Origin of the sequence: Sphingomonas sp. (genome assembly GCF_036388215.1) — a bacterium.
Taxonomy (GTDB): Bacteria; Pseudomonadota; Alphaproteobacteria; order Sphingomonadales; family Sphingomonadaceae; genus Sphingomonas.
Genome location: NZ_DASVSH010000031.1, coordinates 305,208 through 330,765, shown reverse-complemented (window position 1 = coordinate 330,765; position 25,558 = coordinate 305,208). Strand labels below are relative to the sequence as shown.

General features: G+C 65.0%; 30 protein-coding genes and 1 tRNA gene. 27 read left to right on the top strand and 4 right to left on the bottom strand.

Annotation, left to right across the window (positions count from 1 at the left end; translation table 11 throughout):
• Window positions 1–2 precede the first annotated feature (2 nt).
• Window positions 3–1,676 (bottom strand): thiamine pyrophosphate-binding protein, encoded by a 1,674-nt coding sequence (locus VF617_RS13990; RefSeq protein WP_331015503.1) that lies wholly within the window; start codon window positions 1,674–1,676, stop codon window positions 3–5.
• Window positions 1,677–1,846: 170 nt separating this feature from the next.
• Between VF617_RS13990 and VF617_RS13985 the strand changes: the two genes are divergently transcribed.
• The 25 genes from VF617_RS13985 (at window position 1,847) to nadC (ending at window position 21,590) form a co-directional block, all read left to right on the top strand.
• Window positions 1,847–2,554: a CoA transferase subunit A gene (locus VF617_RS13985; protein ID WP_331015502.1), complete on the top strand. Its 708-nt coding sequence runs from the start codon at window positions 1,847–1,849 to the stop codon at window positions 2,552–2,554.
• Window positions 2,551–3,588, top strand: a complete 1,038-nt coding sequence (locus VF617_RS13980) for an HAD family acid phosphatase (protein WP_331015501.1) — start codon at window positions 2,551–2,553, stop codon at window positions 3,586–3,588. Before VF617_RS13985 ends, VF617_RS13980 begins: the two co-directional genes overlap by 4 nt.
• A complete protein-coding gene (locus tag VF617_RS13975; RefSeq protein WP_331015500.1) occupies window positions 3,585–4,016 on the top strand; it encodes a hypothetical protein in 432 nt (143 codons plus the stop codon). The genes VF617_RS13980 and VF617_RS13975 overlap by 4 nt, the downstream gene beginning before the upstream one ends.
• Before the next feature lie 16 nt (window positions 4,017–4,032).
• Window positions 4,033–4,668 carry a 3-oxoacid CoA-transferase subunit B gene (locus tag VF617_RS13970; protein ID WP_331015499.1) on the top strand — a complete coding sequence of 212 codons (636 nt, stop codon included), beginning with the start codon at window positions 4,033–4,035 and terminating at the stop codon, window positions 4,666–4,668.
• On the top strand, window positions 4,669–5,091 hold the full coding sequence (locus tag VF617_RS13965; protein ID WP_331015498.1) for a nucleotidyltransferase substrate binding protein: 423 nt from the start codon (window positions 4,669–4,671) through the stop codon (window positions 5,089–5,091).
• Window positions 5,084–5,428: a nucleotidyltransferase domain-containing protein gene (locus VF617_RS13960; RefSeq protein WP_331015497.1), complete on the top strand. Its 345-nt coding sequence runs from the start codon at window positions 5,084–5,086 to the stop codon at window positions 5,426–5,428. The genes VF617_RS13965 and VF617_RS13960 overlap by 8 nt, the downstream gene beginning before the upstream one ends.
• Window positions 5,428–6,309: an alpha/beta hydrolase gene (locus VF617_RS13955; protein ID WP_331015496.1), complete on the top strand. Its 882-nt coding sequence runs from the start codon at window positions 5,428–5,430 to the stop codon at window positions 6,307–6,309. The genes VF617_RS13960 and VF617_RS13955 overlap by 1 nt, the downstream gene beginning before the upstream one ends.
• A gap of 31 nt (window positions 6,310–6,340) precedes the next feature.
• Window positions 6,341–7,027: a ferritin-like domain-containing protein gene (locus VF617_RS13950; RefSeq protein WP_331015495.1), complete on the top strand. Its 687-nt coding sequence runs from the start codon at window positions 6,341–6,343 to the stop codon at window positions 7,025–7,027.
• A complete protein-coding gene (locus tag VF617_RS13945; protein ID WP_331015494.1) occupies window positions 7,027–7,986 on the top strand; it encodes an NAD(P)-dependent oxidoreductase in 960 nt (319 codons plus the stop codon). Before VF617_RS13950 ends, VF617_RS13945 begins: the two co-directional genes overlap by 1 nt.
• 49 nt (window positions 7,987–8,035) lie before the next feature.
• On the top strand, window positions 8,036–8,875 hold the full coding sequence (locus tag VF617_RS13940; RefSeq protein ID WP_331015493.1) for a c-type cytochrome: 840 nt from the start codon (window positions 8,036–8,038) through the stop codon (window positions 8,873–8,875).
• Between the two features lie 66 nt (window positions 8,876–8,941).
• Entirely contained in the window at window positions 8,942–10,384 is a 1,443-nt protein-coding gene (gene leuC, locus VF617_RS13935; protein ID WP_331015492.1) for a 3-isopropylmalate dehydratase large subunit, read from the top strand.
• Between the two features lie 156 nt (window positions 10,385–10,540).
• Window positions 10,541–11,170, top strand: coding sequence for a 3-isopropylmalate dehydratase small subunit (leuD, locus tag VF617_RS13930; protein WP_331015491.1), 630 nt, complete (start codon window positions 10,541–10,543; stop codon window positions 11,168–11,170).
• Window positions 11,133–12,128, top strand: coding sequence for an NADPH:quinone oxidoreductase family protein (locus VF617_RS13925; RefSeq protein WP_331015490.1), 996 nt, complete (start codon window positions 11,133–11,135; stop codon window positions 12,126–12,128). The genes leuD and VF617_RS13925 overlap by 38 nt, the downstream gene beginning before the upstream one ends.
• 81 nt (window positions 12,129–12,209) lie before the next feature.
• Window positions 12,210–12,533 (top strand): DUF1476 domain-containing protein, encoded by a 324-nt coding sequence (locus VF617_RS13920; RefSeq protein WP_331015489.1) that lies wholly within the window; start codon window positions 12,210–12,212, stop codon window positions 12,531–12,533.
• Window position 12,534: 1 nt separating this feature from the next.
• A complete protein-coding gene (locus VF617_RS13915; protein WP_331015488.1) occupies window positions 12,535–12,774 on the top strand; it encodes a BolA family transcriptional regulator in 240 nt (79 codons plus the stop codon).
• 4 nt (window positions 12,775–12,778) lie between these two features.
• Window positions 12,779–13,108, top strand: a complete 330-nt coding sequence (gene grxD, locus VF617_RS13910) for a Grx4 family monothiol glutaredoxin (RefSeq protein ID WP_331015487.1) — start codon at window positions 12,779–12,781, stop codon at window positions 13,106–13,108.
• A gap of 50 nt (window positions 13,109–13,158) precedes the next feature.
• On the top strand, window positions 13,159–14,193 hold the full coding sequence (locus VF617_RS13905) for a hypothetical protein (RefSeq protein ID WP_331015486.1): 1,035 nt from the start codon (window positions 13,159–13,161) through the stop codon (window positions 14,191–14,193).
• A 324-nt stretch (window positions 14,194–14,517) separates the two neighbouring features.
• Window positions 14,518–14,886, top strand: coding sequence for a BlaI/MecI/CopY family transcriptional regulator (locus VF617_RS13900; protein WP_331015485.1), 369 nt, complete (start codon window positions 14,518–14,520; stop codon window positions 14,884–14,886).
• Window positions 14,883–16,478, top strand: coding sequence for a M56 family metallopeptidase (locus VF617_RS13895; RefSeq protein ID WP_331015484.1), 1,596 nt, complete (start codon window positions 14,883–14,885; stop codon window positions 16,476–16,478). The genes VF617_RS13900 and VF617_RS13895 overlap by 4 nt, the downstream gene beginning before the upstream one ends.
• Before the next feature lie 131 nt (window positions 16,479–16,609).
• Window positions 16,610–17,467 (top strand): MBL fold metallo-hydrolase, encoded by an 858-nt coding sequence (locus VF617_RS13890; RefSeq protein WP_331015546.1) that lies wholly within the window; start codon window positions 16,610–16,612, stop codon window positions 17,465–17,467.
• The gene (locus VF617_RS13885; RefSeq protein ID WP_331015483.1) at window positions 17,449–18,144 is read left to right on the top strand and encodes a DUF4230 domain-containing protein; all 696 of its coding nucleotides are present in this window, start codon (window positions 17,449–17,451) and stop codon (window positions 18,142–18,144) included. The genes VF617_RS13890 and VF617_RS13885 overlap by 19 nt, the downstream gene beginning before the upstream one ends.
• A gap of 56 nt (window positions 18,145–18,200) precedes the next feature.
• Entirely contained in the window at window positions 18,201–18,476 is a 276-nt protein-coding gene (locus tag VF617_RS13880) for a hypothetical protein (RefSeq protein ID WP_331015482.1), read from the top strand.
• The gene (locus VF617_RS13875) at window positions 18,476–18,973 is read left to right on the top strand and encodes a hypothetical protein (protein ID WP_331015481.1); all 498 of its coding nucleotides are present in this window, start codon (window positions 18,476–18,478) and stop codon (window positions 18,971–18,973) included. The genes VF617_RS13880 and VF617_RS13875 overlap by 1 nt, the downstream gene beginning before the upstream one ends.
• Before the next feature lie 31 nt (window positions 18,974–19,004).
• Window positions 19,005–20,033 carry a quinolinate synthase NadA gene (nadA, locus tag VF617_RS13870; RefSeq protein WP_331015545.1) on the top strand — a complete coding sequence of 343 codons (1,029 nt, stop codon included), beginning with the start codon at window positions 19,005–19,007 and terminating at the stop codon, window positions 20,031–20,033.
• A 705-nt stretch (window positions 20,034–20,738) separates the two neighbouring features.
• Window positions 20,739–21,590 carry a carboxylating nicotinate-nucleotide diphosphorylase gene (gene nadC, locus VF617_RS13865; RefSeq protein ID WP_331015480.1) on the top strand — a complete coding sequence of 284 codons (852 nt, stop codon included), beginning with the start codon at window positions 20,739–20,741 and terminating at the stop codon, window positions 21,588–21,590.
• Between the two features lie 188 nt (window positions 21,591–21,778).
• On the opposite strand, the gene VF617_RS13860 is transcribed toward nadC, so the two are convergent.
• From VF617_RS13860 to VF617_RS13850, 3 genes are all read right to left on the bottom strand, one after another.
• On the bottom strand, window positions 21,779–22,183 hold the full coding sequence (locus tag VF617_RS13860; RefSeq protein ID WP_331015479.1) for a DUF4112 domain-containing protein: 405 nt from the start codon (window positions 22,181–22,183) through the stop codon (window positions 21,779–21,781).
• A gap of 21 nt (window positions 22,184–22,204) precedes the next feature.
• A complete protein-coding gene (locus VF617_RS13855) occupies window positions 22,205–23,647 on the bottom strand; it encodes an ABC transporter substrate-binding protein (protein WP_331015478.1) in 1,443 nt (480 codons plus the stop codon).
• 62 nt (window positions 23,648–23,709) lie between these two features.
• The gene (locus VF617_RS13850; protein WP_331015477.1) at window positions 23,710–24,210 is read right to left on the bottom strand and encodes a helix-turn-helix domain-containing protein; all 501 of its coding nucleotides are present in this window, start codon (window positions 24,208–24,210) and stop codon (window positions 23,710–23,712) included.
• Window positions 24,211–24,278: 68 nt separating this feature from the next.
• Between VF617_RS13850 and VF617_RS13845 the strand changes: the two genes are divergently transcribed.
• Entirely contained in the window at window positions 24,279–25,373 is a 1,095-nt protein-coding gene (locus VF617_RS13845) for a branched-chain amino acid aminotransferase (RefSeq protein ID WP_331015476.1), read from the top strand.
• 46 nt (window positions 25,374–25,419) lie between these two features.
• Window positions 25,420–25,494, top strand: a tRNA-Gln gene (locus VF617_RS13840).
• Window positions 25,495–25,558 lie beyond the last annotated feature (64 nt).

Genomic DNA, 25,558 nt, shown 5'->3' with positions numbered 1-25,558 from the left:
GCTCATCGCTCGCGGATCGCCGTCACGGTGGTGCCCGGCGTGATGAACTCCACGTCCGTCTTGAGGTGCAGCAGCCGCACGCCGCTCTGCGCCAATGCGCGATCCAGCGCGGGCGCGAATTCCCGGGTAGCCTCCACGGTCTCCGCCCAGCAGCCATATGCCCGGGCGAGCGCGGCGAAATCGGGGTTCCGCAGCGAGGTGCCCGAGAGGCGCGCGGGATATTCGCGCTCCTGGTGCATACGGATGGTGCCATAGGCGCCGTTGTCGATCACAAGGACGATTATGTCGGCATCGTGCTGGACGGCGGTGGCGAGTTCCTGGCCGTTCATCATAAAATCGCCGTCGCCCGCGAGTGCGACGACATGCCGGTCGGGCGCGCGCAGCTTGGCTGCAACCGCGGCGGGGACTCCATATCCCATCGCGCCGGCGGTGGGGGCGAGTTGCGAGGGCTGCGCGCCATAATGCCAGTAGCGATGCCACCACGAGGAGAAATTCCCCGCGCCGTTGCAGATGATCGCATCAGGAATCCGCTCGCGCATTGCCGCCACGCATTGGCCCAGATCGAGCGAGACGCTTTCGCGTGGGCGCGGGGTGGACCATTCGAGCCATTCGGCATGGGCTTCGGCGCCCGCTTCCGATCCCATTTTAATCGGCCCATCGGGCATGAGTTCGGTTACCGCGTGCCGGAAACTGCTCGTAAACTCGCCCATATTCGCGCAAGCCTTCCAGTCCGCGACGTACACGCTGCCAATTTCATTGGGATCGGGATGGACGTGGATAAGCCTCTGCCCCGGATGATCGGGCGTTATCAGCGTGTAGCCATCGGTGGTTGCCTCGCCGAGCCGTGCTCCAACGACTAGAACAAGATCGGCATCTTTGACGCGTTGGACCAACTTCGGATTAGGGCCGTAACCGAGGTTGCCTGCCCACACCTTGGAGCCATTTGGGAACGCGTCCTGGCGGCGGAACGCGCAGGCGACTGGCAATCCAAGTTTTTCAGCTGCTGAGGCAAAATTTCGACCGCACAGGGGAGACCAGCCCGCCCCGCCGACGATTGCGATCGGGTTCTGCGAGAGCGCCACCATCTCGGCGATCTCCACGCTCCATGCTGTCGAAATCGATTGTGAGATAGGGGACCCAAGCTCAGGGCGATCCACTGCCTCGACCATATCGCACAGCATATCCTCGGGCAGCGCGATCACCACCGGGCCCGGACGGCCCGACATCGCCACGTTCCACGCCCGCGCGATATATTCGGGAATGCGCCGCGCATCCTCGATCCGCGTCGCCCATTTGGCGATGGGCGCGAAGAAAGCGGGGAAATCGACTTCCTGGAAGCCCTCGCGGTCGCGCATGCCACGGGCGACATCGCCGATGAACAGCAGCATGGGCTGCGAATCCTGCATCGCGACATGCACCCCGATGCTCGCATTGGTCGCGCCCGGCCCGCGCGTGACGAAGGCGACGCCCGGGCGCTGTGTCATCGCGCCGTCGGCACAAGCCATGAAGCCCACGCCGCCCTCCTGCCGGCACGTCACGAGATCGATCCGCGGCGTATCGTGCAGCGCGTCGAGCACCGCGAGAAAGCTCTCTCCCGGCACGTGGAAGATACGGTCGCAGCCCTGTGCGACCAGATTATCGACGAGGATCCGGCCCCCGGTTCGTTTCGCGGTCATTCGGTCCCTCTAGCCGCAATCTGGCGTACCGTCATTCCCGCGAAAGCTCGAAACATCGCCGGCAGCTTACGAGCAAGCCCCGCCCCGAGTTGAACACCCATTCAGGTTAGCTTGACCGCCCTGCGATCTCAGGACTATCGCCGCGCCAGGCTCAGGAGAGAATCGCGCCCATGAAAAAGCTCTATCCCAACGCCGAGGCAGCGCTGGAAGGGCTGCTGTTCGATGGCATGATGATCTGCGCGGGCGGCTTCGGCCTGTGCGGCATTCCCGAGCGGCTGATCGACTCGATCCAGACATCGGGCGTCAAGGACCTGACCATCGCATCGAACAATGCCGGTATCGACAATGAGGGCCTCGGCAAGCTGCTGCGCTCGCGCCAGGTGAAGAAGATGATCTCTTCCTACGTCGGCGAAAACAAGGAATTCGAGCGGCAGTATCTCAGCGGAGAGCTTGAGGTGGAATTCTGCCCCCAGGGAACGCTCGCCGAGCGCTGCCGTGCGGGCGGGGCGGGGATCCCCGGCTTCTACACCAAGACCGGCGTCGGCACCCAGGTGGCAGAGGGCAAGGAAGTCAAGAATTTCGACGGGCAGGATTATATCCTGGAACGCGGCATCCGCAGCGACCTCTCGATCATCAAGGGCTGGAAGGCCGATGAGAGCGGCAACCTCATCTTTCGCAAGACCGCGCGCAATTTCAACCAGCCGATGGCGACCGCTGGCAGGACCTGCGTCGCCGAGGTCGAGGAAGTGGTGCCGGTCGGCAGCCTCGACCCCGACGCGATCCACTTGCCCGGCATCTATGTGAAGCGAATGATCCTCGGCGCGCCCTATGACAAGAAAATCGAGTTCCGCACCGTGCGCGAGCGGGTGGCCGCATGACCATGCGGCGCGCGATCGTGGCGCTGATGGCCGGATCGGTGCTGCTGTCGGGCTGCGTCGTCGCGGCGCTGCCGGTGGTCGCCGCAGCGGGCATCGGCAAGAGGACCATCGACCGCCAGGACCGCAATAAGCGCAAGGCAAGGGCAGACGCCGCGGCGCCGAGGGCCCAGGCCAAATTGCCTTCTCCCGGCGGCGCCGCGGCGGCTGCGGCGCGCCCCGGCCCCGCCGCAGTGCCGCCCGAGATGCAATATCTCTACGGATCGGGCGAGGCGGCGGCGATCAGCCTGCAGGCCTATCGCGCGCTGTGGAATTTCCTGCGGATCGAGATCAGTTATCGACGCGACAAGACCAAGATCAGTTCGGTCGTGCTCTCCCCTGGGTCGACACTGGCGTCGCCTAAATTCGATACGTGCGGCAAGCGGCCGCTCGCGGTGGTGCTCGATGTCGATGAGACTTCGCTGCTCAATCTGGGTTTCGAGAGCTACAATGCGCGTCGCGGCGCGACCTATGATCCCACACGCTGGGCGCGCTGGGAAGAAACCGGTGCGGACAAGGTAGTCGCGGTTCCCGGCGCGGCCGATACGCTCGCGGCGGCGCGGAGCGAGGGCTTCGCGGTGATCTTCAATTCGAACCGTTCGGCTGCGACTGCGGGTCGGACTGCCGCGGCGCTGGAGGGTGCGGGGCTCGGTCCCGCAGTGCTCGGCGAGACCCTGTTCTTGCGGGGGGAGGGCGCCCCCAGCGGCAAGGACGAGCGGCGCTGGAGGATCGCGCAAAAATATTGCGTGGTCGCAATGGTCGGAGACCAGCTGGGCGACTTCACTGACCTGTTCAATCTGCCCGACAACAACGTGCTTGCCCGGCGCAACATGACCAGCGAGAGCCTGCTGGCTCCGCTCTGGGGCGCCGGCTGGTTCGTGCTGCCCAATCCAGTCTACGGATCGGCGCTGCACGGCGGGATCGACGATGTATTTCCGAAGCACAAGCAATGGGACGATCCGGACCCTGCCGCGCCAGCGCCGGCGCCGCAAAAGTGATCGTTCGCAATGGATGGCTACTGGCGGGCGGCGTGGCCAGCGCCTTTGCCTCGGCGGCGCATCTGGCCTGCATCCTGGGAGGCCCCGCCTGGTATCGGGCAATGGGCGCGCCCGAAGGCTACGCGCGCGCAGCCGGTCGTGGAATGTGGACGCCCGCGCTGGTCACGATCGGCATCGCGGCGTTGCTGGCGCTGTGGGCGGCCTATGCGGTGTCGGGCGCGGGCCTGATCGGTCGATTGCCATTGCTGCGGTACGGCCTGATCGCGATCGCCACCGTGTATTTGTTGCGCGGGCTGATCCTCTTCGCGCCATCGCTCCTGCGGCGGCCCGATCTTTCGGCAGGGTTTATCCTGTGGTCGTCGGTGATCGTGCTGGCGATCGGGCTGATCCACGCGGTGGGCCTGTGGCGCGGGTGGAATGATTTGTGACTGGAGACGAACGATAATGCCTTGGGACCGCAACCAGATGGCCGCCCGCGCGGCGCGGGAGCTGCAGGACGGCTTCTATGTGAACCTCGGCATCGGGATCCCCACCCTGGTGGCGAACCATATTCCGGAGGGCGTGGAGGTCACGCTTCAGAGCGAGAACGGGATGCTCGGCATCGGGCCCTTCCCGTATGACGATCAGGTCGACCCCGACCTGATCAATGCGGGCAAGCAGACGATCAGCGAACTTCCGAGTTCCGCCTATTTCGGATCGGAACAGAGCTTCGCGATGATCCGGGGCGGGCATATCGACCTCACCGTGCTCGGAGCGATGGAGATCAGCGAAACGGGCGACATCGCCAATTGGATGATCCCCGGCAAGATGATCAAGGGCATGGGCGGCGCGATGGATCTGGTCGCGGGGGTCAAGAAGATCATCGTGGTGATGGAGCATAATTCCAAGGCCGGGGATCCCAAGTTCATTCCGGAATGCACGCTGCCACTGACGGGCAAGAACGTAGTGGACATGATCATCACCGACCTGGCCGTGTTCCAGCGGCCCGATCACGACAGCCCGTTCGAGCTGATCGAAATCGCGCCGGGCGTGACGGCGGAAGAAGTGGCGGCGAAGACCACGGCGCGGTATACGGGATAGATGGACGCCACGCCCACGCCGCGTTGGGAATTTCGGCTGCGAAGCTTCACGAGTGAAGTAAGCTGGCTGACAGAGGCCGTGGAGTTGCGGGCCGCGCGCGGGCTCTCCGATCTAGAGAAGGCCGGCATGATCAAACGTTTCGAGATTGCGTGGGAACAGGGTTGGAAACTGCTGGCGGATGTACTGTTCGCCGAGCTTACGCCCCCCAATCCCGTGACTTCGGCATCAAGCATACGTGGAGCCTTTGCTGCGGGCATCATTGATGATGGCGATGCCTGGATGGCGGCGAGCAAGCTCCGCCATTCCCTCACGCATACCTATGATCAGGCCATTCGCGATGCGGGACTGGAGGCGATTGCCGAGCGCTTCCTACCGCTCTTCATCCAGCTTCGCGATTCCACCGCTGCGCGCTTGCATGCCTGAGCCATTGACGCCTCCGCAACGCGCGGCGCTGCTGACGGTCTTGTCGCACTTCGCCGACCGTATCGAGCGCGTGGATATCTATGGTTCGCGAGCGCAGGGCCTATTTCGGCCGGGGTCGGACGTCGATCTGATGCTAGCCGGACCCATCGACTGGGGGTTGTTGGCGCGGATCAAGGGCGCGCTGGATGAAAGCTATCTCAGCATTTTCGCCGATGTAGCGGCCTATGCGTTGCTTGAGGCTGGAGAGTTCCGTGATCAAGTGATCGCAACCGCAAAGCCGCTGTTCGAGCGCGCCGAGCTGCTCGCCGCCCGCGACGCCGCGTCGCGGGCTGCTTGATGCGGCGTTGGCTGATCCTTGCCGCGCTGGCGCTATTTGTGGGACTCGGAGCAGTGATCACATTCACTTCTCCACCGGCGCTGCTTTCGCTGCTCGATCGCGCGATGGGGGGCGGATCGGGCGCCAGCCGGCCTGGCAGCGCGATTGCGTTCGGCACGAAGGGCCAGACGCTGGACGTGTGGCGGCCCGCTGGGGAACCCACGGCGAATCGCCGGGTGGTGATCTTCTTTTACGGCGGCGGCTGGGTGAAGGGCGATCGGGCGGCCTATGCGTTCGCCGCGCGGGCGCTGGCGCGCGAGGGCTTCGTCGTAGTGGTGCCCGATTACCGCAAGGTGCCGGGCATCCGCTTTCCCGCCTTCCTCCAGGACGGTGCCGAGGCGGTTAAGTGGGTGCGCGACCATGTCGCCGGCTTCGGCGGTGATCCGGCGCGCGTAGCGCTGATGGGACATTCGGCGGGCGCCTACACCGTCGCGATGCTCGCGCTGGACAAGAAGTGGCTGGAAGCCGAGGGCGTCGATCCGGGGATCGTCAAGGCCGGCGTGGGCCTGTCGGGGCCGTACGACTTCTTCCCCTTCACGTCCAAGCGCTCCATCGACGCGATGCAGGGGGTCGCCGACCCCCAGATGACCCAGCCGCTTCATTTTGCCCGCAAGGACGCCCCGCCGCTGCTGCTGATCACTTCGACTGCCGACGTGACGGTGCGGCCGAAGAACGCGATCAACCTGCATGCCAGGCTGAAGGCGCTGGGCGGACCTGTGGAGATCAAGAACTATCCGGGCCTCACGCACGAAGAAGTCGTGATGGCGCTGTCCAGGCCCTTTCGCGGCAAGGGACCGACGCTTGCCGACAGCGTGAAATTCCTGAACGGGACGCTTCGTTGACGGGCGGTGGAGCGAAGCCTAGCCTTCGGGCATGTTGGTATCCGCCTTCCGCCGCCGATATCTCGACCTGCTCGGCTCGATCTACATCTATAACGAGCACCGGGGCTATACGAGCATAGACCGGGTGCTGGAGGCGGTGCGTGCCCGTGCCCCCGACGATCATCAACTCATCGCGGACATCGAGAAGCACCGCGCCGACGAGCGCAAGCATTATGTGATGTTCAAGCGCTGGTTCGAACTGCGCGGCCAGATGCCCCTCCTCGTCGACCGGACTTGCGGTCATATCGACCGATTCGTCGAGATCATTTTCCGCCGGACGATCGACCAGCTCGATACGGACAGGATCATCGCGGAGGACGATGAGTTCGAGAAATTGTGCCGCGTGATTTCGCTCACTGAGCAGCGCGGGCACAAGCAGGTCCTGGTCCTGCTCAAGCATCCGCTGGTGAAGCCCGACAAGGCGCTGATCAGGATCTTTCAGGTCATCGAGCGCGACGAGCCGAGCCACTGGGCGCCTTATGACGGTTGGCTCAAGGGGAACGGCAAGCGTGAGCCCAGATGGTGGGAGCGGGCGATCGACACCTTCATCCATTCGGAGCTGCTGTTCCTCAAGCTGCCGTTCCTGTTCCTCAATCCCTGGGTGAAGCGGCGCAGCGAATGGCAGGACGCGAACGAGTCGGTCGAGGCGAGGACGCCAGCGGTCCCCGTCGCGGCATAATGCGCGTACTGCTGACCGGAAGCTCGGGCTGGCTCGGCCGTTTCCTCGCGCCGATGCTGCGGGAACAGGGGCATGAAGTAATCGGCCTCGACGTGGCATCCGGCGCGGACACCGATGTGCTGGGCTCGGTCGCGGATCGGCCGCTGATCGACCGGGTGTTCGGCGAGCGCGGGATTGAGGGGGTGATTCACGCCGGCGCGCTCCACAAGCCCGATATCGCGCGCTACGGCCGGCAAGCGTTTATCGACGTCAACGTGACTGGAACGCTTAATCTGCTCGAAGCAGCGACAGCGGCGGTGCATGACCGTTTCGTCTTCACTTCGACCACGTCGCTGATGATCAGCCAGTCGATCCGCGACGAGGCTGGCGACGCAGCGGTATGGCTCGACGAAACGTCCGGACCCATCGAGCCGCGCAATATCTATGGCGCCACCAAGCTGGCCGCCGAGCATCTCTGCCGCCTGGCATGGGCCGAGCGGGGGCTGCCATGCATCGTGCTGCGCACCGCGCGCTTCTTTCCGGAGGACGACGACACGCATCGCACCCTATCGGGCGAGAATTTGAAGGCCAATGAGATGCTACACCGCCGCCTGACGGTGGAGGATGCGGCGCGTGCACACATCGCGGCGCTGGAGCGCGCCCCGGTGATCGGGTTCGGTGTCTATATCATCTCGGCCCCCACGCCCTTTGGCCGCACAGAAGCGGCAGCGCTCAAGAATGATGCCGCCGCCGTCATCGCGCGGCATTTCCCCGATGCGCCCGAATTATATGCCTCGAAAGGCTGGGAACTCCCCCGTTCGATCGGCCGCGTCTATGATTCCGGGCTGGCCGAGCGCGAGCTCGGCTTCCGGTGCGAGACCGGATTTGCTGCGGTGCTCGATGCGCTGCGTGCTGGGCATGACCTGCCCTTCGCGCACGATCCGTGCTATATCTCGCCGAAGGAGGTTGGCGCGGCTTGATGCCCTGTGCGCCGTTCGTCGCGTATCGTTATCGAAACGGGGGTTTCAAATGCGGTGGATCGTTCGTGGATTGATCGGGCTTGCCGGCCTGATCGTGCTGGCGCTGGTTATCGTTTATGCGGGTTCGGAATGGGTGATGCGCAAGGGGCATGCGGTGCCTGAAGCGCAGATCGCCATTCCGACGGACCAGGCCTCGATCGCCGAAGGCGCGCGAATGGCGCGGATCGCCAGTTGCCGGGATTGCCATGGACCTAATGGCGAAGGGAGAATCCTGTTCGAAGTGCCGATGCTGGGCCGTGTGGCGCCGCCACCGCTCGCGCAAGTGGCCGCGGGCATGACCGATGCCGAGCTTGTCCAGGCGATCCGACAGGGTGTCCACAAGGACGGATCGACTCTGTTCATCATGCCGAGCCATGCCCTCGCACACCTCTCGGACGATGATACGGGAAGGATCGTGGCCTGGATCCGTACGCTGAAGCCACAGCCGAGCGATTCGAAGGCGACGACATCGTTCGGCCCGCTGGGCCGGGCGCTGGTCCTGGCGGGCATGTTGCCGGCCCAGGCGAATTCGGCGAAACTTTCCGAAGCCAAACGCCCGGCCGACACGGGCCGCTACTTCGTCGATGTTGCGTGCGCCGCCTGCCATAAATTGCAAGTCGATGCGGTGATGGAAGACGGATCGACCAAGGTCCCTGCCCTCGCGCCGATGGTCGCGGCCTACGATCCCGCCAAGCTCAAGACTTTGCTGCGCACGGGGGTCGGCTCCAAGCCCGATCACGGCGTGATGAGCGAAGTGGCGCGCGGAAGCTTCGCCTGGTTCACGGATCAGGAGATCGAAGCGATCCAGGCCTACCTGAAGGGCGAGGCTGCCAAGGCGCCACCGCAATAGCCCAGCTTCGCGACGCAAAATTGCGGGGCGGCTTGCAGGCGCGCACGATTCGATTAGAGCCGGCGCATGGCGAGCCGACCCCTCACCCTCTATGAAAAGATCTGGGCCGATCATGTGGTCGAGCGCCGCGATGACGGCACGTGCCTGATCTATATCGATCGGCACCTTGTCCACGAGGTGACCAGCCCTCAGGCATTTGCGGGGCTGCGCGCCGCTGGGCGGCCGGTGCGCCGGCCCGATCTGACGCTGGCAGTTCCCGACCATAATCTGCCCACCACCGCGCGCGTCGATGCTGCGGGAAACGCGCTGCCAATCGCCGATCCCGAAAGCGCCAACCAGCTTTCGACGCTTCGCAACAACGTTGCCGAGTTCGGCGTCCCCTATATCGATGCGCTCGATGCGCGCCAGGGGATCGTGCACGTGATCGGCCCCGAACAGGGCTTCACCTTGCCGGGGACCACGCTCGTCTGCGGCGACAGCCACACCTCGGCGCACGGCGCGCTGGGTGCGCTCGCATTCGGCATCGGCACCAGCGAAGTAGAGCATGTGCTGGCGACGCAGACATTGCTGCTCCAGCAATCGAAGACCATGGAAGTGCGCGTCGATGGCGCGCTCGGCTTCGGGGTTTCGCCCAAGGATGTCGTGCTCGCGATCATCGGCAAGATCGGCGCGGCCGGCGGCACGGGGCATGTGATCGAATTCACCGGCGAAGTGATCCGGGCAATGTCCGTCGAGGGGCGGCTGACCGTCTCCAACATGTCGATCGAGGGCGGCGCGCGCTCCGGGCTGATCGCGCCTGACGAGACGACCTTCGCCTATCTGAAGGGCCGGCCGATGGCGCCGACAGGCGAGGCATGGGAGAGGGCCGTGGCATATTGGCGGACGCTGCCCAGCGATGCCGCCGCGCGCTACGACCGCAGCGTCCAGCTTCATGCCAGCGATATCGCGCCCTCGCTCACCTGGGGCACCAGCCCGGAGGATGTGGTCCAGATCACCGGCACTATTCCCGATCCGGAGAGCTTCGCTGACCCGTCAAAGCGCGTCGCAGCGCAAAAGTCGCTCGATTATATGGGACTCACAGCGGGCACCGCGATGCAGGACATCCCTATCGAGCATGTCTTTATCGGCAGCTGCACCAACAGCCGGATCGAGGATCTGCGCGCCGCCGCGGCGGTGGTGAACGGCCGCCGGGTCTCGACAAGCGTGCGCCAGGCGCTGGTGGTTCCGGGCTCGGGCCTGGTCAAGCGCCAGGCCGAGGCGGAGGGGCTCGACCAGGTCTTTATTTCGGCCGGATTCGAGTGGCGTGAGCCCGGCTGCTCGATGTGTCTCGCGATGAACCCCGATAAAGTGCCCGCAGGCGAACGTTGTGCTTCCACCTCGAATCGAAATTTCGTAGGGAGGCAGGGTCCGGGCGCGCGGACGCACCTGCTATCCCCCGCAATGGCGGCGGCCGCGGCGGTGACGGGGCGCCTCACCGATGTCAGGGAGCTGATGTCGGCGGATGCGTGAGGGGGTGTCACATGAAGCGTGCGTTGATCGTACTTATTGCCGGAACGGTGCTCAGCGGCCTGGCCGCGGCGTATGCGGGCACGGTGCCCAGGCCGGACGGGCCCGCCGTCGTCCGCTGATTTTCCGGGCGGGCGCATTTCCGGAGTTTGCCCGCTGATGGAACCCGTTCGCCAGGTGGAAGGGCGCGCCTATCCATGGGGCGCCAAGAATATCGACACCGACATCATCATTCCCGCGCACTGGCTGAAAACCACTACGCGGGAGGGGTTGGGCAAGGGCGCATTCGAAACGGTGCGCGCGGAGCCCGGCAATGTCTTCGACGATCCGCTTTATGCCGGCAGCCCGGTGCTGATCGCGGGCGACAATTTCGGCTGCGGGTCCAGCCGCGAGCATGCCGCCTGGGCGCTGGCGGACATGGGTGTGAAGGCCGTGATCGCGCCCAGCTTCAGCGACATCTTTTCGGGCAACGCCTTCAAGAACGGCATCGTGCCGGTCGTGCTGTCGCAGGAAGCGGTCGATCGGCTGGTCGAAGTGGCCAGGACCGACGAAATCACGGTCGATCTGGAGACGATGACGGTCACCACGCCCTTCCAGGATCGCTTTCCGTTCGAACTCGATCCGTTCCGCCGCCAATGCCTGCTCGAAGGGCTGGACGAGATCGGCATGACGCTGGCAAGGGATACCGCGATTTCGAAATTCGAATCCGGTGCCGCCGAAGCACGGCCGTGGATAAAGGTGGGAGCGGGACATGAAGGCACTCTTGTCGAAAGCGACCGGCGGACCTGAAACGCTGAGCCTGGATGAACTGCCCGATCCCCGGGCCGGCACGGGGCAAGTCGTGGTCGCCGTGAAAGCGTGCGCGATCAACTATCCGGACGTTCTGATCATCGAGGACAAATACCAGTTCAAGCCGCAGCGCCCCTTCGCCCCGGGTGGCGAAATCGCGGGCGTGATCGAGAGCGTGGGAGAGGGCGTTTCGGGCTGGTCGGTGGGTGACCGCGTGATCGCCGTTACCGGGCATGGCGGGCTCGCCGAGAAGATCGCGATCGAAGCAGCGCGGCTGTTCCGCCTGCCCGAAGGCCGCAGCTTCGAGGACGGCGCCGCCCTGCTGCTCACTTACGCCACGACGATCCATGCGCTACTCGATCGCGGCAAGCTGACCCAGGGGCAGACCCTGCTGGTGCTCGGCGCGGCGGGCGGCGTCGGGCTCGCGGCGATCGAACTGGGCAAGGCATTCGGCGCACGCGTCGTCGCGGCGGTATCCTCCGAAGAAAAGGCGGAGGCCGCCAGGGCCGCCGGGGCGGATGCGACTTTGGTCTATGGCCCTGGCCCGTTCGACAAGGACGCCAGCAAGGCGCTGGCCGAGCAATTCAAGGCCGCGGTCGGCCCGAACGGCGCCGATGTGGTCTACGATCCCGTCGGCGGTGACTATGCCGAGCCCGCGCTGCGCTCGATCGCGTGGGAGGGCCGCTATCTGGTGGTGGGATTTCCCGCCGGCATTCCCCGGCTGCCGCTCAACCTGACCTTGCTCAAGAGCTGCGACGTCTGCGGGGTCTTCTGGGGCGCATTCGCCGCGCGCGATCCTAGGGCGAACCAGGCGCATGTCGAGCGGCTTTTCCGCTTATGGGGCGAAGGGCGGATCAATCCGCGCGTCACCGAAACCTTCGCGCTGGAAGACGGCGGCGCGGCGATCGCCAAGATGGGCGCGCGGCAGGTTATCGGAAAGGTCGTGGTCAGGATCTAATCCTGCGCACGCGTGGGAGGATCGGGTTGCCATGCCTGGGTCGCCCTCCTATCTCGGAGCGACGGCATCCAGGGGTAGATTATGACCACTTTCGACGACCGCGAGCGCGCATTCGAGGCTAAGTACGCGCGCGACGAGGACATGTTGTTCCGCGTCACTGCGCGGCGCAATCGTTTGGTCGGTCAATGGGCGGCCGCCAAGATGGCGCTGACGCCCGAGGAGACCGATGCCTATGCCAAGGCGGTCGTTCAGGCCGATTTCGAGGAATCGGGCGACGAAGACGTGATCCGCAAGGTGCTCGGCGATCTCCTCGCCGCCGGCATAGAGGTCGATGATGCCGATGTGCGCCGCGCGCTGGTCGAGCAGGCCGTCGAGGCGCGCCGCCAGCTCATGGAAGTCAAGTAACATGCCTATGGCCGCGTCCGAAATCGAGGAACTGATCCGCTCGGGTATCCCCGATGCCCGGATCGAGATCACCGATCTGGCGGGTGACGGCGATCATTATGCGGCGCGCGTTGTGGCGCCGATGTTTCGGGGCATGCCCCGGGTCCGCCAGCATCAGGCGGTGTATGCAGCGCTCGGCGGGCGGATGGGCGGCGTGCTTCACGCGCTCCAGCTAACCACCGAAGCGCCGGTAGAGGAGTAAGCAAGTGAGCGATGACGTACAGGCCCGGCTCAAGGAGCTGGTCGAGAGCAATGAGGTAGTGCTCTTCATGAAGGGCAGTCCGCTCTTCCCGCAATGCGGATTTTCCAGCCGCGCGGTGGCGATCCTCAATCACCTGAATACGGAATTTGAAAGCGTCGATGTCCTCCAGGACCAGGGCATCCGCCAGGGCATCAAGGCGTTCTCGGACTGGCCTACGATTCCCCAGCTTTACGTGAAGGGCGAGTTCGTCGGCGGATCGGACATCATGATGGAGATGTACGAAAGCGGCGAGCTGGCGGAGATGCTCGCCGACGAGGACGACGCCACCGCTTGAGCCCGCCGCGTTCGGCCCCTAGGCTGGGCCGGAGCAAAAGGGGAGCGGAAATGCGGCGAGTGCTTACGGCGGCGATGTTATGCGCGGGGCTTGCCACCGCATCCGGGTCGTGGGGCCAGACGCGCGAATTGTCACCCGCCCAACAATATCAGCTTTACAAGCCCTATGTCGAAACGGCGGTGCGCATTTCGTACATCACGAGCGTCGATAATCATTGCAAGGGAATGAGCGCGATGGGGCGCACTGCGCTCTCCGCCTCGCTCGACTATGTTCACTCCATCATCCCCATGGAAGTGCTCTCCGCCGCATATCAGTTATCCCGCGCCGAAGCCCAGGCGCTCGGCGCCGCCGATTGCGCCGCTGAGCAGCCCGTGCAGGCTATCAAGATCGGACGGGCGATGGGGGCGGCGGATGCACTGGTGTGGCTGCTCCGCGCGCATGCGGCCTCGGAGATTATCAACACCGAACCTTGGGCGAAGGACCTGCACAAGCTCGGCCGCTTTCGACCCGAACTCCAGGCAATGGCCGCTCCGGCACGCTCCAACCCCGCTATCGCCAAGGATGCCGCGACGGCGGCGCGCGCGGTACTGGTCCGCCTCTGCTTCGATGCTCGGCGGTCCGATTGCCCCACTAGCGAGAAGCCCCAGGCGCACGAGGCCGCTTCGTGGCTCAAGAGCGCGGCCAGGGTCGCCGTCTATGTCGGCGACTTCTATTATTCAGGCGGTGGGCCGGGCACGGCGATCCCCTGGCTGCCTGAAAAGGCCGATCGCTGGCCCGAAGTGTACGGCGTGCTGTTCAAGTCCACCGCCACGGCGGCACAATGGAATGGGCGCGGACGAGTCGAATGTCGCGGCCTTCGCTACGTTGTTGTTCCCGCAGGAGCCGAGTCGGGAGGCAGGACGAACGGCATACTCTATGCGCTTCGCGAGAGTGGATATGGGGAAGTTGGCGGCGTTGCGCTGAAGAGTGGTCCCGAGCTTGCGATCGACATGAAAGACGTGTCGTACACTTCGCCGTCTCGCCGCGATTTTCTGGGCCGCGACGAATCGCGCTTCCGCCTGTGCGCCTATCCGGGAGTTAAGTGATTTCGCTGGGGAGCCCCGGGGCGGGTGGGCCGACGCGAGACCGGTAAAAAGCTGGTCGACCCACCCTGAATGAAGCGACGAACGCTCGGGGTATCTTATCTGCTGCAGTGACTGTGCCAGTTTGACGGCGCGACGGTTTTTCAAGCGTTTATGTGGTTAACGCGCTGTATCATCACCTCCCGATTGTAAGCCTGTCCGACAGTTTCGACACCGTTCCGGTCCGCGTGGCGCCAACGGTTGCGCGGACTCGTTCAGCCAGCGTTCAGCCACTTGACTACAGACGTAATCGAGAGGATTACATAAGTAGTCAGGAAAGAGGGACCGATGACCGAACGCATCAGCGATGCCGAGCATGCCGTGATGGAAGTGCTGTGGAGCAAGTCGCCGCTCACTGCGCAGGAAGTCGTCGAGCGCGTGCCTACCGAGCGCGGCTGGAGCGCCAATACGGTCAAGACCCTGCTCGGGCGGCTGCTCGCCAAATCCATCATCGGGCATGAGGAGGAGGGGCGGCGCTACCGCTACCGGCCTCTCGTCGCACGCGACGATTATGTTGCCGGGGAATCGCGCAAGCTGATGGACCGCCTGTTCGGCGGCAAGCTCACGCCGCTGGTCGCCCACCTCGCCGAGCGCGATGCGATCACCGATCAGGACATCGCCGAGATCGAGGCGCTGCTGAAGGACCTCAAGTCGTGAGCGCCGCCTGGCTGACCGGCTGGGTCCTGGAAACCATCGTCGCCAGCACGCTGCTGATGCTGCTGGTGCTCGCGATCCGCGCGCCGGTACGCAAAACATTCGGGCCGTATATCGCCTATGCGCTGTGGCTGTTGCCGCTGCTGCGCATCCTGATGCCGCCGCTGCCGGGCGATTGGACCTTGACGCGCCTGCTTGCCCCATTCGCGCGCCAAGCTGCCGAAGCGCCGGGCGTGGCGGTCGGGATCATGAACCCGGATACGATCTCCCCGGAGATGGCTCAGGCCGCGATACTGGCCAATGTGGAATTGGCCGGGCACCAGGCCAGCGTCGCGCTGGTGCCGCCGACCCTGGTGTCGCAGGGGATGAACGCCGGGGCGACCGTACTTGCCCTGTGGGTGGCGGGGGCGCTGATCTTCCTTGCCTACCATCTGATCTCGCACAGGCGCTATTGCCGTAACTTGCTTCGCCGCGCGCGGATCGACCGCACCGTGGCAGACGGCAAGGTGCGCGTGATCGAGACCGATGCCGCGCATGGCCCGCTCGCTTTCGGCGTTTTCCGCAAATATGTCGCCTTTCCGCGCGATTTCTCGGAGCGCTATGATGAGCAGGAGCGCGATCTGGCACTTGCGCACGAGCTTGGCCACCATATCCGCGGCGATCTGATCGCGAACTGGGTCGCGCTGGTTGTCCTAGCCGCCCACTGGTTCAATCCGGTCGCCTGGAAGGCCTTTCGCGCCTTTCGCGCCGATCAGGAAATGGCCTGCGACGCCCTCGTGCTTGCGGGCCGCGCACAGGCGCTGCGCCACGCTTATGGGCGCGCGATCGTCAAGTCGGCGCATGGGGGCGCGGTCTCGGCGGCATGTCATCTGCACACGATAAACGAAGTCAAAGGGAGGTTACGCATGCTTTCGAAGAACAATAAATTGTCGCCTGCGCGCATCGCGACGGGACTGGTGGGCATTAGCGCCATCAGCCTCGCGGCGCTCGGGCTCACTGCCTCGGGAACCCAGGCGGCCGAGGAGATCAGAAACAAGGTCGAGGCCGTCACCGGCGTGGCTCTGCGCCAGGATGCACCGGCACCGCTCGCCCGGCTCGAGGCTCCCGAAAAGCCGGAGAAACCCGAACGGCCAGAAAAGCCGGAGCGCCCCGAGAAGGTCGAAAAGCGCGTCTACACCAGCGAGGATAATAAGGACGGCAAGCGCATCACGAAGTTCGTGATCGTCCACGCCGACGGCACCCGCAGCGAGACCGAGATGCCCGATGTCAACAAGATCCTGGCCGAGATGCCAGAGATCCATAACCGCAACTGCGGCGGCAAGGACGGCGAACCCACCGTCGAGCACCGCGCCGATGGCGGCAAGAAGATCATGATCGTCTGCACTGATCGCATCGAGCGGTTGACTGCCGACGCCACTCGCATGGCGATGAGCCACAAGCAGTTCGGCATGCGCAGCGCGCTGATGGGCCTGCGCATGGCTCGCCGCTCGATCGAGGACGACAGCTCGCTGAAGCCCGACGAGCGGGCCAAGGCGCTCAAGGGCATCGATGAGGCAATCGCCGAAGTGAGCAAGGAATCGTCCGACAGGGACTGACAAGAGGGGGAGGGCATTCGCTAAGTGCCCCTTGCGAACGCCCTTCACGAAGGGGCCGGCCGATTCCTTCGCGGCCGGCCCCTTTACGTGTCGCTCTTGTGTTGACTGCCCGCAGCCGCCATCTCCCGTGGATGGACACCCACCCGACTGGCGTCGTGCTTGCGATCGATCCGCTGGTCACGCGGGTGCTGGCGCCCAATCCTTCACCCTTCACATATACCGGCACGCAGACCTATCTGGTCGGCACTACCAAGCTCGCGGTGATCGATCCCGGCCCCGATGAGCCTGCACATGTGGATGCCCTGCTCGCCGCGATAGCGGGGCGCCAGATCGCGGCGATCTGCTGCACCCATACGCACCGCGATCACAGCCCCGCCGCCGCTTTGCTCAAGGCCGCCACCGGCGCGCCGATCATCGGCTGCGCACCCCTCTCGCTGGCGGACGCGGGACCCCGTGCCGATGCGGCGTTCGACAGCGATTACGCGCCCGATCGGGTGCTCGGAGACGGCGAGAGCCTGAGCGGGCCGGACTGGACCCTCACCGCGATTGCGACGCCCGGCCACACTTCGAACCATATCTGCTTCGCATTGGCGGAGGCCGGGGCGCTGTTCACCGGCGATCACGTAATGGGCTGGTCCACCACGGTGGTCGCCCCGCCCGACGGCGACATGGCGGCCTATATGGCGAGCCTCGAGCGGCTGATGCACCGCGAGGACCGGATCTATTACCCCGCGCATGGGGAGCCCATCGAAAAGCCGCGTCGCTTCGTGCGCGGGCTGATCGGTCACCGAAAGCAGCGCGAGGGTCAGATATTGCGGCTGCTCAAGGCCGATGTCGGCGAGGTTCCCGCGATGGTCGAGCGCATGTATGCTGGGCTGGATCCGCGGCTGACCGGGGCAGCGGGACGCTCGGTGCTCGCGCATTTGATCGACTTGCGCGAGCGCGGCATTGTTGCCGAGGAGGGCGAGGCATGGAAGATCGCGGCGTGAAGAACGGATGCACTGCCGTGGTCGTCGCGCTGCTGGTGCTGCTCGTGGTCGTCGCGGGGGGCTTCTGGTTTCTCGGCGACACGATCAAGCGCCAGTTCATGGCGCCCAGCCCGGTGACGGTGGCCCAGGCCAGCCTGGAGGGACTGCGCGAGCAGAACCGGCTTTCCACGTTCGCCGCGCGCTATGTCGCGGTCGTCACGTCCAAGCAGTCGCGCATGGGCCTCAGCGCACAAAAGACGCTGATCATGCCGGGCATGGTCCGCTACGAAGTCGATCTTTCCAAGCTGGAGCAGCGAAATCTGAGCTGGAACGGCAACAAGCTGACGATCACGCTACCGCCTGTCGAAGCGATCGGCCCCGAAGTCGATATCAACAATATCCGCGAATATGGCGAAGGCGGCATCCTGATGTCGCTCACCAATATCGAGGATCAGCTGGACGATGCCAATCGCAAGGCGGGGCAGGTCGAGCTCGTGCGCCAGGCGCGGGAGGAGATGCCGATGCGGCTGGCGCGCGACGCCACTCGCCGCGCTGTCGAGCGCAGCTTCCTGATGCCGCTCAAGGCGGTCGGCGTGAACGCCACGGTCGAAGTTCTCTTCCCCGACGAAACCAGGGGCCCCCAGGAGCGCTGGGACGAGTCCCGCCGGCCCGCGGATGTGATCGCCAACCGCTACTGACGTTGAGCCTTGGAAAAGCTGCGCTATTTTGCGGCTTCTTGGGGGGAGCCGAAGATATGGCGACGCTTGCCGAACCGCTGCCCGGATGGGGGCGTGACGACCGGTTTTTCCTGACCATGGCGGTGGCGATTGCCATCACGATTGGTCACCGGCTTTTCGCTGCACCTCGCGATGGGCCGCTCCAGCTTCGGCGCGCCGCTGCTGATCCACGTGCATGCTCTGGTCTTTTTCGGCTGGGTGGCGTTGTACCTGCTCCAGACATCTTCGTTTATCGCGGCGTGATGGGGCTACACCGCACGCTCGGCTGGATCGGCGCGGGCTGGATGTCGTGATGGTAGCCGTCGGCATTGCGACCACGGTGGCGATGGTCCGCCGGGGAGCCGCGCCGTTTTTCTTCGAACCCGGCTATTTCCTGGTGATGAATTACCTGGCGGTGCTGGGTTTCGCGGGTCTGACCACGGCGGCGATCCTCCTCAGGCGACGCACAGATTGGCATCGGCGGCTGCATTTCTGCGGCATGGCGATGCTGACTGCGCCGGCTTTCGGGCGGCTGCTGCCCGCGCCTTTGATGATCCCCTATGCGAGCTGGGGCATTTTCGCTGCGACGATGATCTGGCCCGCGATTGCGATCGCCGCCGATCTTCGGCGCACCGGGCGCGTCCACCTCGGCTTGTGGTGGGGCGCCGGCACGATGGTGGTGCTCCAATGTGCGATGAGCGTGATTGCGTTCAGCAGCCTGGGCGTCGGGCTCTATGGCGCGGTGACGGCGGGATATCCCGGAGCCGCCGTGCCGCCCCTCGATTTTCCGCCGCCGCCTCCTATGCCTTGATCCGCAGGACCGTGGAGCCCATGTGAGCGCCATGGACGCACGCAACGGCATTGGCGGGAGCCTTTCGGGGCTGGACCTGAGGGCAGAGATCGATCGGCTGCGCAAGGAGCGCAACGCCGTCATCCTCGCGCATTATTACCAGAAGCCCGAATTGCAGGACATTGCGGACTTCGTCGGCGACAGCCTCGATCTCAGCCGCAAGGCCGCGGAGACCGACGCCGATGTCATCGCGTTTTGCGGCGTGCGTTTCATGGCCGAGACCGCAAAGGTATTGAGCCCCGAAAAGATCGTCGTGCTGCCCGACATGAACGCCGGGTGCAGCCTGGAAGACTCGTGCCCGCCCGAGCAATTCGCCGCCTTCCGCGCCGCGAACCCCGATCATATTGCGCTGACCTACATAAACTGTTCGGTCGAAGTGAAGGCGCTGAGCGACATCATCGTCACCAGTTCGTCCGCTGAGAAGATACTCAGCCAGATTCCGATGGAGCAGAAGATCATCTTCGGGCCCGACAAGAATCTGGGCGGATATCTCACGCGTACGTTGGGGCGCGACATGCTGCTCTGGCCGGGCGTGTGCATCGTCCACGAAGCGTTTTCGGAAACCGAGCTTTTGAAGCTCCAGGCGAAACATCCAGGCGCGCCGATCGCCGCGCACCCGGAATGCCCGCCACACATCCTGGACCATGCCGATTATGTCGGCTCCACTCGCGGCATCCTCGATTTCGCCAAGAGCTTCCCTGGGCAGACCCTGATCGTCGCTACCGAGCCGCACATCATCCACCAGATGGAAAAAGCGCTGCCGGAGAAGCAGTTCATCGGGGCGCCCGGCGCGGACGGCAACTGCAACTGCAACATCTGCCCCTATATGGCGCTCAACAACATGGAGAAGCTGTATCTGGCGCTCCGCGACCTGAGCCCGCGCATCGAGATCGAGGAAGGCCTGCGGCTCAAGGCGAGGAAGAGCCTCGACCGGATGCTGGAGATGGCGAGCGCGACCGTGGGCCAGGGCGATCTGGGGCCGGTTCCGGTGGTCGGTGGGAATCCGATGAAGGGGGACTAGAAGCCCTGTCCAGCGTGCTGGGGTCAGTCACCTTTGGGACCAGTGAGTTGCCGTAGCAATCGGTTAGGCGGCGATTCGGCGGATTCTGCTCGCTTTCACCCATCATCATGCGCACCGATCCGTCAGGCGACGTCTCGACGGGCACTTCAATGCAGTAGCGGCCTGCGCACTCTCGGCCACATTCTCCCATCAGGATCGAATAGTCGGGGTCGGACAAAGGTACCATTCCTCCCCGCCAAAGGCCGAATGGGTTGATTATAGCCCAGTGATTATAATCGTGCTTGTCGTGTGTGACGCGGACGATTGGGAAACTGCGAAAGCTCCCGATCCCTCCGTGGGCAAAAGAGTGCCTCGCGGTCACTGACTTTCCCATGCCGATGAAGATAAAACCTCCGAGGAAGGTTAGGATGCCTGAGAGCAGGTATCCTCTGAAGCGATCCATCGAGTCGCGATTGACTCGCACGATCAGTCTGCCGAGTCGCCAACCGATCATGGCGCCAACCCCAGCGCACAATATAAGCCACGCATTCGAAACAGGCGTCAACAACTGCGCCTTGGTAAACGCGTTCACCAACGCGGTGACCATGATTGCAAAGCCAGCGACAAGCTGAACGGTCTCCCAACCGGTAATTGGGGCGGGCCATGTCCTGAACGCCATTCACCCCTCCGGCTTGCGGTTCGCGCGCACTATGGCAAAAGCGCGCCATGCCCGAAACCCTGCAGCTACCTGGCTTCGATCTCGACGCCTTCGTCGGTTCCACCCTTGCCGAAGACCTGGGCAGCGCCGGCGACATCACCTCCGCCGCAGTCATCCCCGCCGATGCGGTGTTCGACGGCGTGATGGACAGCCGCGACGCGATTACCGTTGCCGGCCTGGCGATCGCCGAGGCGTTCTTCCGCGCGCTGGACCCGGATGTGACGATCGAACGGCTGGTGCGGGACGGCGACAGCGTGCCTGGTGGAACCGATCTGATGCGGTTGCGCGGCAAGGCCCGGGCGCTGCTTACCGCAGAGCGGTCGGCGCTCAATACCGTCCAGCATCTATCGGGAATCGCAACGCTCACGCGAACCTATGTGGATCAGATTACAGGTACTGGAGCAACCCTTCTGGATACTCGCAAGACCGTCCCCGGGCTTCGCGTCCTCGAAAAATACGCCACGCGGACGGGTGGCGCGACCAATCACCGGATGGGCCTGTGGGATGCGGCGATGATCAAGGACAATCATGTCGCTGTCTCCGGATCGGTGGGCGAGGCGGTGCGTCGCGCGGTGGCTGCGGGCATCGAGCGGATCATCGTCGAGGTCGATCGGATCGATCAGGTCGCGCCCGCGCTGGAAGCGGGGGCGACGCACCTGCTGCTCGACAATATGGCGCCGGAGATGCTCCGCGAGGCGGTGGCGCTGGTCAGCGGGCGCGTGCCGACTGAGGCTTCGGGCGGTGTCCGCCTCGATACGATCCGCGCGATTGCCGAAACCGGCGTGACCTATGTCAGCGTCGGCCGCCTCACCCAATCGGCGCCTGCCGCCGATATTGGGCTCGATTTCAAAACCGCTTGAAATGTAGGATTTTGCCTGCTTGGCTGCGCCGGGTCGGTTCTGCCGCCGCTCTTTGAAATCGCGGACAAGATCAGCGTGGAAAGCGGCGCGTTAGTATGACCCTAGTGACCTTACAATTTTCGGCAGGTATAGGCGGTATGCGCGAAACACGCTCTTCGCCTAACCTTCTACTAACCTTTCGCGCGCGATCAGTGCTGATCAATCACCGCGCTCGAAGGATGATGCTTGTCGAGATGCTTGCGGATTATCCGCAAATTGCGCGAGTTCGAGCGGAAGAGGAGATCGGGGATGGCGCCCACCCATGGGATGAGGCCGAGCGCCCAATCGACGCCGACATTGCCGAACATCCGCATTATCGCGGTTTTCGGCATGCCCAGATTGCGCGCTTCCCACGCCATGTAGAGGCCCATCACCGCGCCGATGCTGGTGCCGACGCCGGGGATCAGGTCGAGGATCACGTCGAGGCCGAATTTCTGGTTGGTGCCCGGAATCGTGAAGCCGCGCTCAAGCAGTTTTTCCATGCCCTCGATGCGACGGCGCACCGCTGCCGCGTCGGTGCCGAGTGGCAGGTCGCGGCCCAGTCCCGAACTCATTCGCGTCGCCTTGGCCACATTTCACCTCGATTCGTTGCGCAGGTGGTTCAACGGGTGCCACGCGCGACTGTTCCCCCGCCACGCCCGCAGCCGCATCGCCACGATAGACCATCGGAGCGGCTGAGCGATAGGGATATAACCGGCGTCGGCAGCCAGGGCGGCGTCGGCCTCGGCGATGCGGCGGGCACGGGCCGGCAGGTCCGGCGCTTCCCGCCCCGCTTCCACCAATGCGGCGGCCGCTTCCCCGCATCGGACGCATGCGGTGGCGACGAACCAGCGGCCGCTGTCATAGGGCGCGACTGCGTCGATCAGCCGCAGCTCGGCTTCGTCGCCCATGGCAACGCGCATCGGGTCCAGGCCGATCGCGCGCAGCGATTGCGCGAGATGCGCCCAGACCAGGGTGGCGCCCGGCCCGGCGGGCAGCGCGATGCGGATGGCGGTCGGCCCGCCATTGCTCCGCCGCCACGCCGTAACCCGCGCCCGGGCGCTGGCCCGGCGAGCCTCGGGCGCAAGCTGCGCCCATGGCGGCGTGGCTGGCAAAGCGGCCGAATCGAGCTGGGCGGGCAACAGTGTCTCGACCGGCCGCCATTCCGGATTTACCGCCTGGACCAGCGCCGTCCGGTCGATGGCCATGGCTATTGCCGCGCGGTTCGCCGGATCGGCCAGAAAGCCCTCGCGCCGCGTCACCGCCAGCCCGAATAGCCCCAGAGCAGGATCGGCGCGGATATTCGCCGGGGCGATCCCTGCCGCCGAGACCAACGGCCAATCGGCGAAGCTTCCGCCCAGGACGAGATCGGAATCCCCCGCCTTGAACCGCGCAAGCGCCAGTGCCGCGCGCTCGCCTCGCAGGCGGAGAGTTTCTTCCGGAGCGGGCGCCGCATCGTCCGCCGTGGGCACATCGCGCACGGGGCGCAGCAATACGCTCCTGCCCGTGGCGCTGATGCGAAACGGTCCGCTGCCCGCGCCGGATCGCACCACTGCGAGCTCCGGCTGGGCGAAAAGCTGAAGCAGGTCCGGGCGGGGGCGCTTGAGCCGCACTTCGATCACCTGGGGCGTCATTTCCACGATCTCGTCGATCACAACGAGGAATGGAGACAGCGCATTCCGGCTGCCCGGCGCGGCGGCGCGGCGAAGCGCCCGCACGACTTCGGCGGCGGTCACTGGCGCGCCGTCGCTCCAATGCGCCTCGCGCAGGCGAAAGATGAAGCTGCGCCCGTCGTCGATCACGATCCAGCGTTCGGCCAGCCCCGGCTCGATCTGTCCCGCGGCATCGAAGCGCACCAGCCCCTGGGCGGTCGCGCCGAGCAGCACGCGGGCGGGCATTTCAAGCGGGCCCGCACTTGGATCGTCGGCCTGCGCCGGACCGCCGATCGCGCTGACCAGCACCGGCGCATCATCCTTGCGCTGCCCGCTCCCGCCACAGGCCGCGAGCGCAAGCGCCAATAGGGGGACAAGACGGGACATCGCGGCGGGGTGTATGGCCGCCGTGCGGTGCTGCCAAGCCCCCGGGCCGAGGCGCAATTCGCCTATTTGCCCAGGGCGTCGATCCGTCCGCGCTCCTCGGCGGGTAAAAGCCCTTCGAGCACTGCCCAGAAGCCCCCGACGGCGCCCTGGCCGGCGCTGGAATAGGCGCCCGCAAGCTTGTCGCGCAGCGCTTCGAACATTTCGCCTTCCAGTTTCGCCCCCGCCGGGGTCAGGCGCAGCAGCCGCTGACGACGGTCGCGCTCGCCGGTGCGCGTCTCCACCAGCCCGCGCTCGGCCAGTTCGCCCAGCACGCGCCCCAGCGATTGCTTGGTGATGGCCAGCAGGGCAAGCAATTCGCTAACCGTCAGCTCGGGCTTGCGCGCGATGAAATAGAGCGCGCGATGATGCGCCCGGCCGAGCCCCTGGGCCGCCAGCCGCGCATCGATCGACCGGGTCAGGTTCGAATAGCCGAAATAGAGCAGCTCCACGCCGCGGCGAATCTCGGGCTCGCGCAGGAAGAGCGGCGAGGCCGTTGTCGGCGAGGGGGGAATTGGGGCAGCCATGTTGACCATGTTTGCCACCGCGCCTAACCCTTCGCAACCCAACAGCGAGCGCGAGCGGACGACGGCACATGGCAGATGCGACGATCCTGGATTTCGAATTCGAGGCGCATCCGAATCCGGTGTCCGATGCCGATCGCGCGGGCGTGCTGGCCGATCCGGGGTTCGGCAAGGCGCTGACCGATCACATGGTCGTGATCCAATATGCCGAGGGCCACGGCTGGCATAATGCGCGGGTTCAGCCGCATGCGCCTTTGCAGATCAATCCGGCCTGCGCAGTGCTGCATTACGCGCAGGAGATTTTCGAGGGCCTCAAGGCTTATCGGCTGCCGGACGGCGGCGCCGCGCTGTTCCGCCCCGAGGCGAATGCGGGGCGCTTCAACGAATCGGCGGTGCGCATGGCGATGCCGGAAATGCCCGAGGAACTGTTTCTCGAATCGCTCGGCCAGATGGTGCGCGCCGATCGCCACTGGATCCCGGAGGGCGAAGGCGGATCGCTCTATCTGCGCCCCTTCATGTTCGCCAGTGAGACGTTTCTCGGCGTCAGGCCCGCGTCGGAATTCACCTATCTCGTGATCGCCTCGCCCGCCGGCGCTTATTTCAAGGGCGCGGAATCGGTAACGCTCTGGGCATCCGAGCATTATACCCGCGCTGCCCCGGGCGGGACCGGGGCGGCCAAATGCGGGGGCAATTACGCATCGAGCCTGGTGGCCCAGGCGGAGGCGATCCGCGAGGGTTGCCATCAGGTCGTGTTTCTCGATGCGGTCGAGCGCCGCTGGGTCGAGGAGTTGGGAGGCATGAATATCATGTTCGTGTTCGAAGACGGCTCGATCCAGACGCCGCCGCTGGGGGGAACGATCCTTCCCGGCATCACTCGGGATTCGCTGCTCACGCTTGCCCGCGAAGCCGGGCTGACGGTGCGCGAGGAGCGCTACGGGATCGATCAGTGGAAGGCGGATGCCGAAAGCGGCCGGCTCCGCGAGGCCTTTGCCTGTGGAACCGCTGCGGTGGTCACGTCCATCGGCAAGGTCCGGGGTCGCGATTTCGAGTTCGGCATCGGCAATCAGGGCCCGGGCATGGTGGCGCAGAAGCTGAAGAGCGATCTGGTCGCGATCCAGCGCGGTCGCGCGCCCGATCCGCACGGCTGGGTAAAACGGTTGTTCTGAACCCCTTCCATCCCCGGCCCGCGAAGCTATAAGCCCCGCTTCCCGTTGGGGCGTCGCCAAGTGGTAAGGCAGCGGCTTTTGATGCCGCCATTCGCAGGTTCGAATCCTGCCGCCCCAGCCAGGAACTCCGGCTAAGTGCTGTCCGATGCCTGAGCGGCCCTGAAAAGCATGACCATTCCTATGTT

Coding starts and splice junctions, on each gene's coding strand:
- VF617_RS13875 (WP_331015481.1), top strand. CDS start 18,476: ATGGTAGCCGTCGGCATTGCGACCACGGTGGCGATGGTCCGCCGGGGA.
- VF617_RS13855 (WP_331015478.1), bottom strand. CDS start 23,647: ATGTCCCGTCTTGTCCCCCTATTGGCGCTTGCGCTCGCGGCCTGTGGC.
- VF617_RS13880 (WP_331015482.1), top strand. CDS start 18,201: ATGGCGACGCTTGCCGAACCGCTGCCCGGATGGGGGCGTGACGACCGG.
- leuC (WP_331015492.1), top strand. CDS start 8,942: ATGGCGAGCCGACCCCTCACCCTCTATGAAAAGATCTGGGCCGATCAT.
- VF617_RS13955 (WP_331015496.1), top strand. CDS start 5,428: ATGCGGCGTTGGCTGATCCTTGCCGCGCTGGCGCTATTTGTGGGACTC.
- VF617_RS13990 (WP_331015503.1), bottom strand. CDS start 1,676: ATGACCGCGAAACGAACCGGGGGCCGGATCCTCGTCGATAATCTGGTC.
- VF617_RS13850 (WP_331015477.1), bottom strand. CDS start 24,210: ATGGCTGCCCCAATTCCCCCCTCGCCGACAACGGCCTCGCCGCTCTTC.
- VF617_RS13915 (WP_331015488.1), top strand. CDS start 12,535: ATGCCTATGGCCGCGTCCGAAATCGAGGAACTGATCCGCTCGGGTATC.
- VF617_RS13900 (WP_331015485.1), top strand. CDS start 14,518: ATGACCGAACGCATCAGCGATGCCGAGCATGCCGTGATGGAAGTGCTG.
- VF617_RS13985 (WP_331015502.1), top strand. CDS start 1,847: ATGAAAAAGCTCTATCCCAACGCCGAGGCAGCGCTGGAAGGGCTGCTG.
- leuD (WP_331015491.1), top strand. CDS start 10,541: ATGGAACCCGTTCGCCAGGTGGAAGGGCGCGCCTATCCATGGGGCGCC.
- VF617_RS13920 (WP_331015489.1), top strand. CDS start 12,210: ATGACCACTTTCGACGACCGCGAGCGCGCATTCGAGGCTAAGTACGCG.
- VF617_RS13965 (WP_331015498.1), top strand. CDS start 4,669: ATGGACGCCACGCCCACGCCGCGTTGGGAATTTCGGCTGCGAAGCTTC.
- VF617_RS13960 (WP_331015497.1), top strand. CDS start 5,084: ATGCCTGAGCCATTGACGCCTCCGCAACGCGCGGCGCTGCTGACGGTC.
- VF617_RS13945 (WP_331015494.1), top strand. CDS start 7,027: ATGCGCGTACTGCTGACCGGAAGCTCGGGCTGGCTCGGCCGTTTCCTC.
- nadA (WP_331015545.1), top strand. CDS start 19,005: ATGGACGCACGCAACGGCATTGGCGGGAGCCTTTCGGGGCTGGACCTG.
- VF617_RS13885 (WP_331015483.1), top strand. CDS start 17,449: ATGGAAGATCGCGGCGTGAAGAACGGATGCACTGCCGTGGTCGTCGCG.
- VF617_RS13860 (WP_331015479.1), bottom strand. CDS start 22,183: ATGAGTTCGGGACTGGGCCGCGACCTGCCACTCGGCACCGACGCGGCA.
- VF617_RS13970 (WP_331015499.1), top strand. CDS start 4,033: ATGCCTTGGGACCGCAACCAGATGGCCGCCCGCGCGGCGCGGGAGCTG.
- VF617_RS13890 (WP_331015546.1), top strand. CDS start 16,610: ATGGACACCCACCCGACTGGCGTCGTGCTTGCGATCGATCCGCTGGTC.
- VF617_RS13925 (WP_331015490.1), top strand. CDS start 11,133: ATGAAGGCACTCTTGTCGAAAGCGACCGGCGGACCTGAAACGCTGAGC.
- VF617_RS13845 (WP_331015476.1), top strand. CDS start 24,279: ATGGCAGATGCGACGATCCTGGATTTCGAATTCGAGGCGCATCCGAAT.
- VF617_RS13950 (WP_331015495.1), top strand. CDS start 6,341: ATGTTGGTATCCGCCTTCCGCCGCCGATATCTCGACCTGCTCGGCTCG.
- nadC (WP_331015480.1), top strand. CDS start 20,739: ATGCCCGAAACCCTGCAGCTACCTGGCTTCGATCTCGACGCCTTCGTC.
- VF617_RS13980 (WP_331015501.1), top strand. CDS start 2,551: ATGACCATGCGGCGCGCGATCGTGGCGCTGATGGCCGGATCGGTGCTG.
- VF617_RS13940 (WP_331015493.1), top strand. CDS start 8,036: ATGCGGTGGATCGTTCGTGGATTGATCGGGCTTGCCGGCCTGATCGTG.
- VF617_RS13905 (WP_331015486.1), top strand. CDS start 13,159: ATGCGGCGAGTGCTTACGGCGGCGATGTTATGCGCGGGGCTTGCCACC.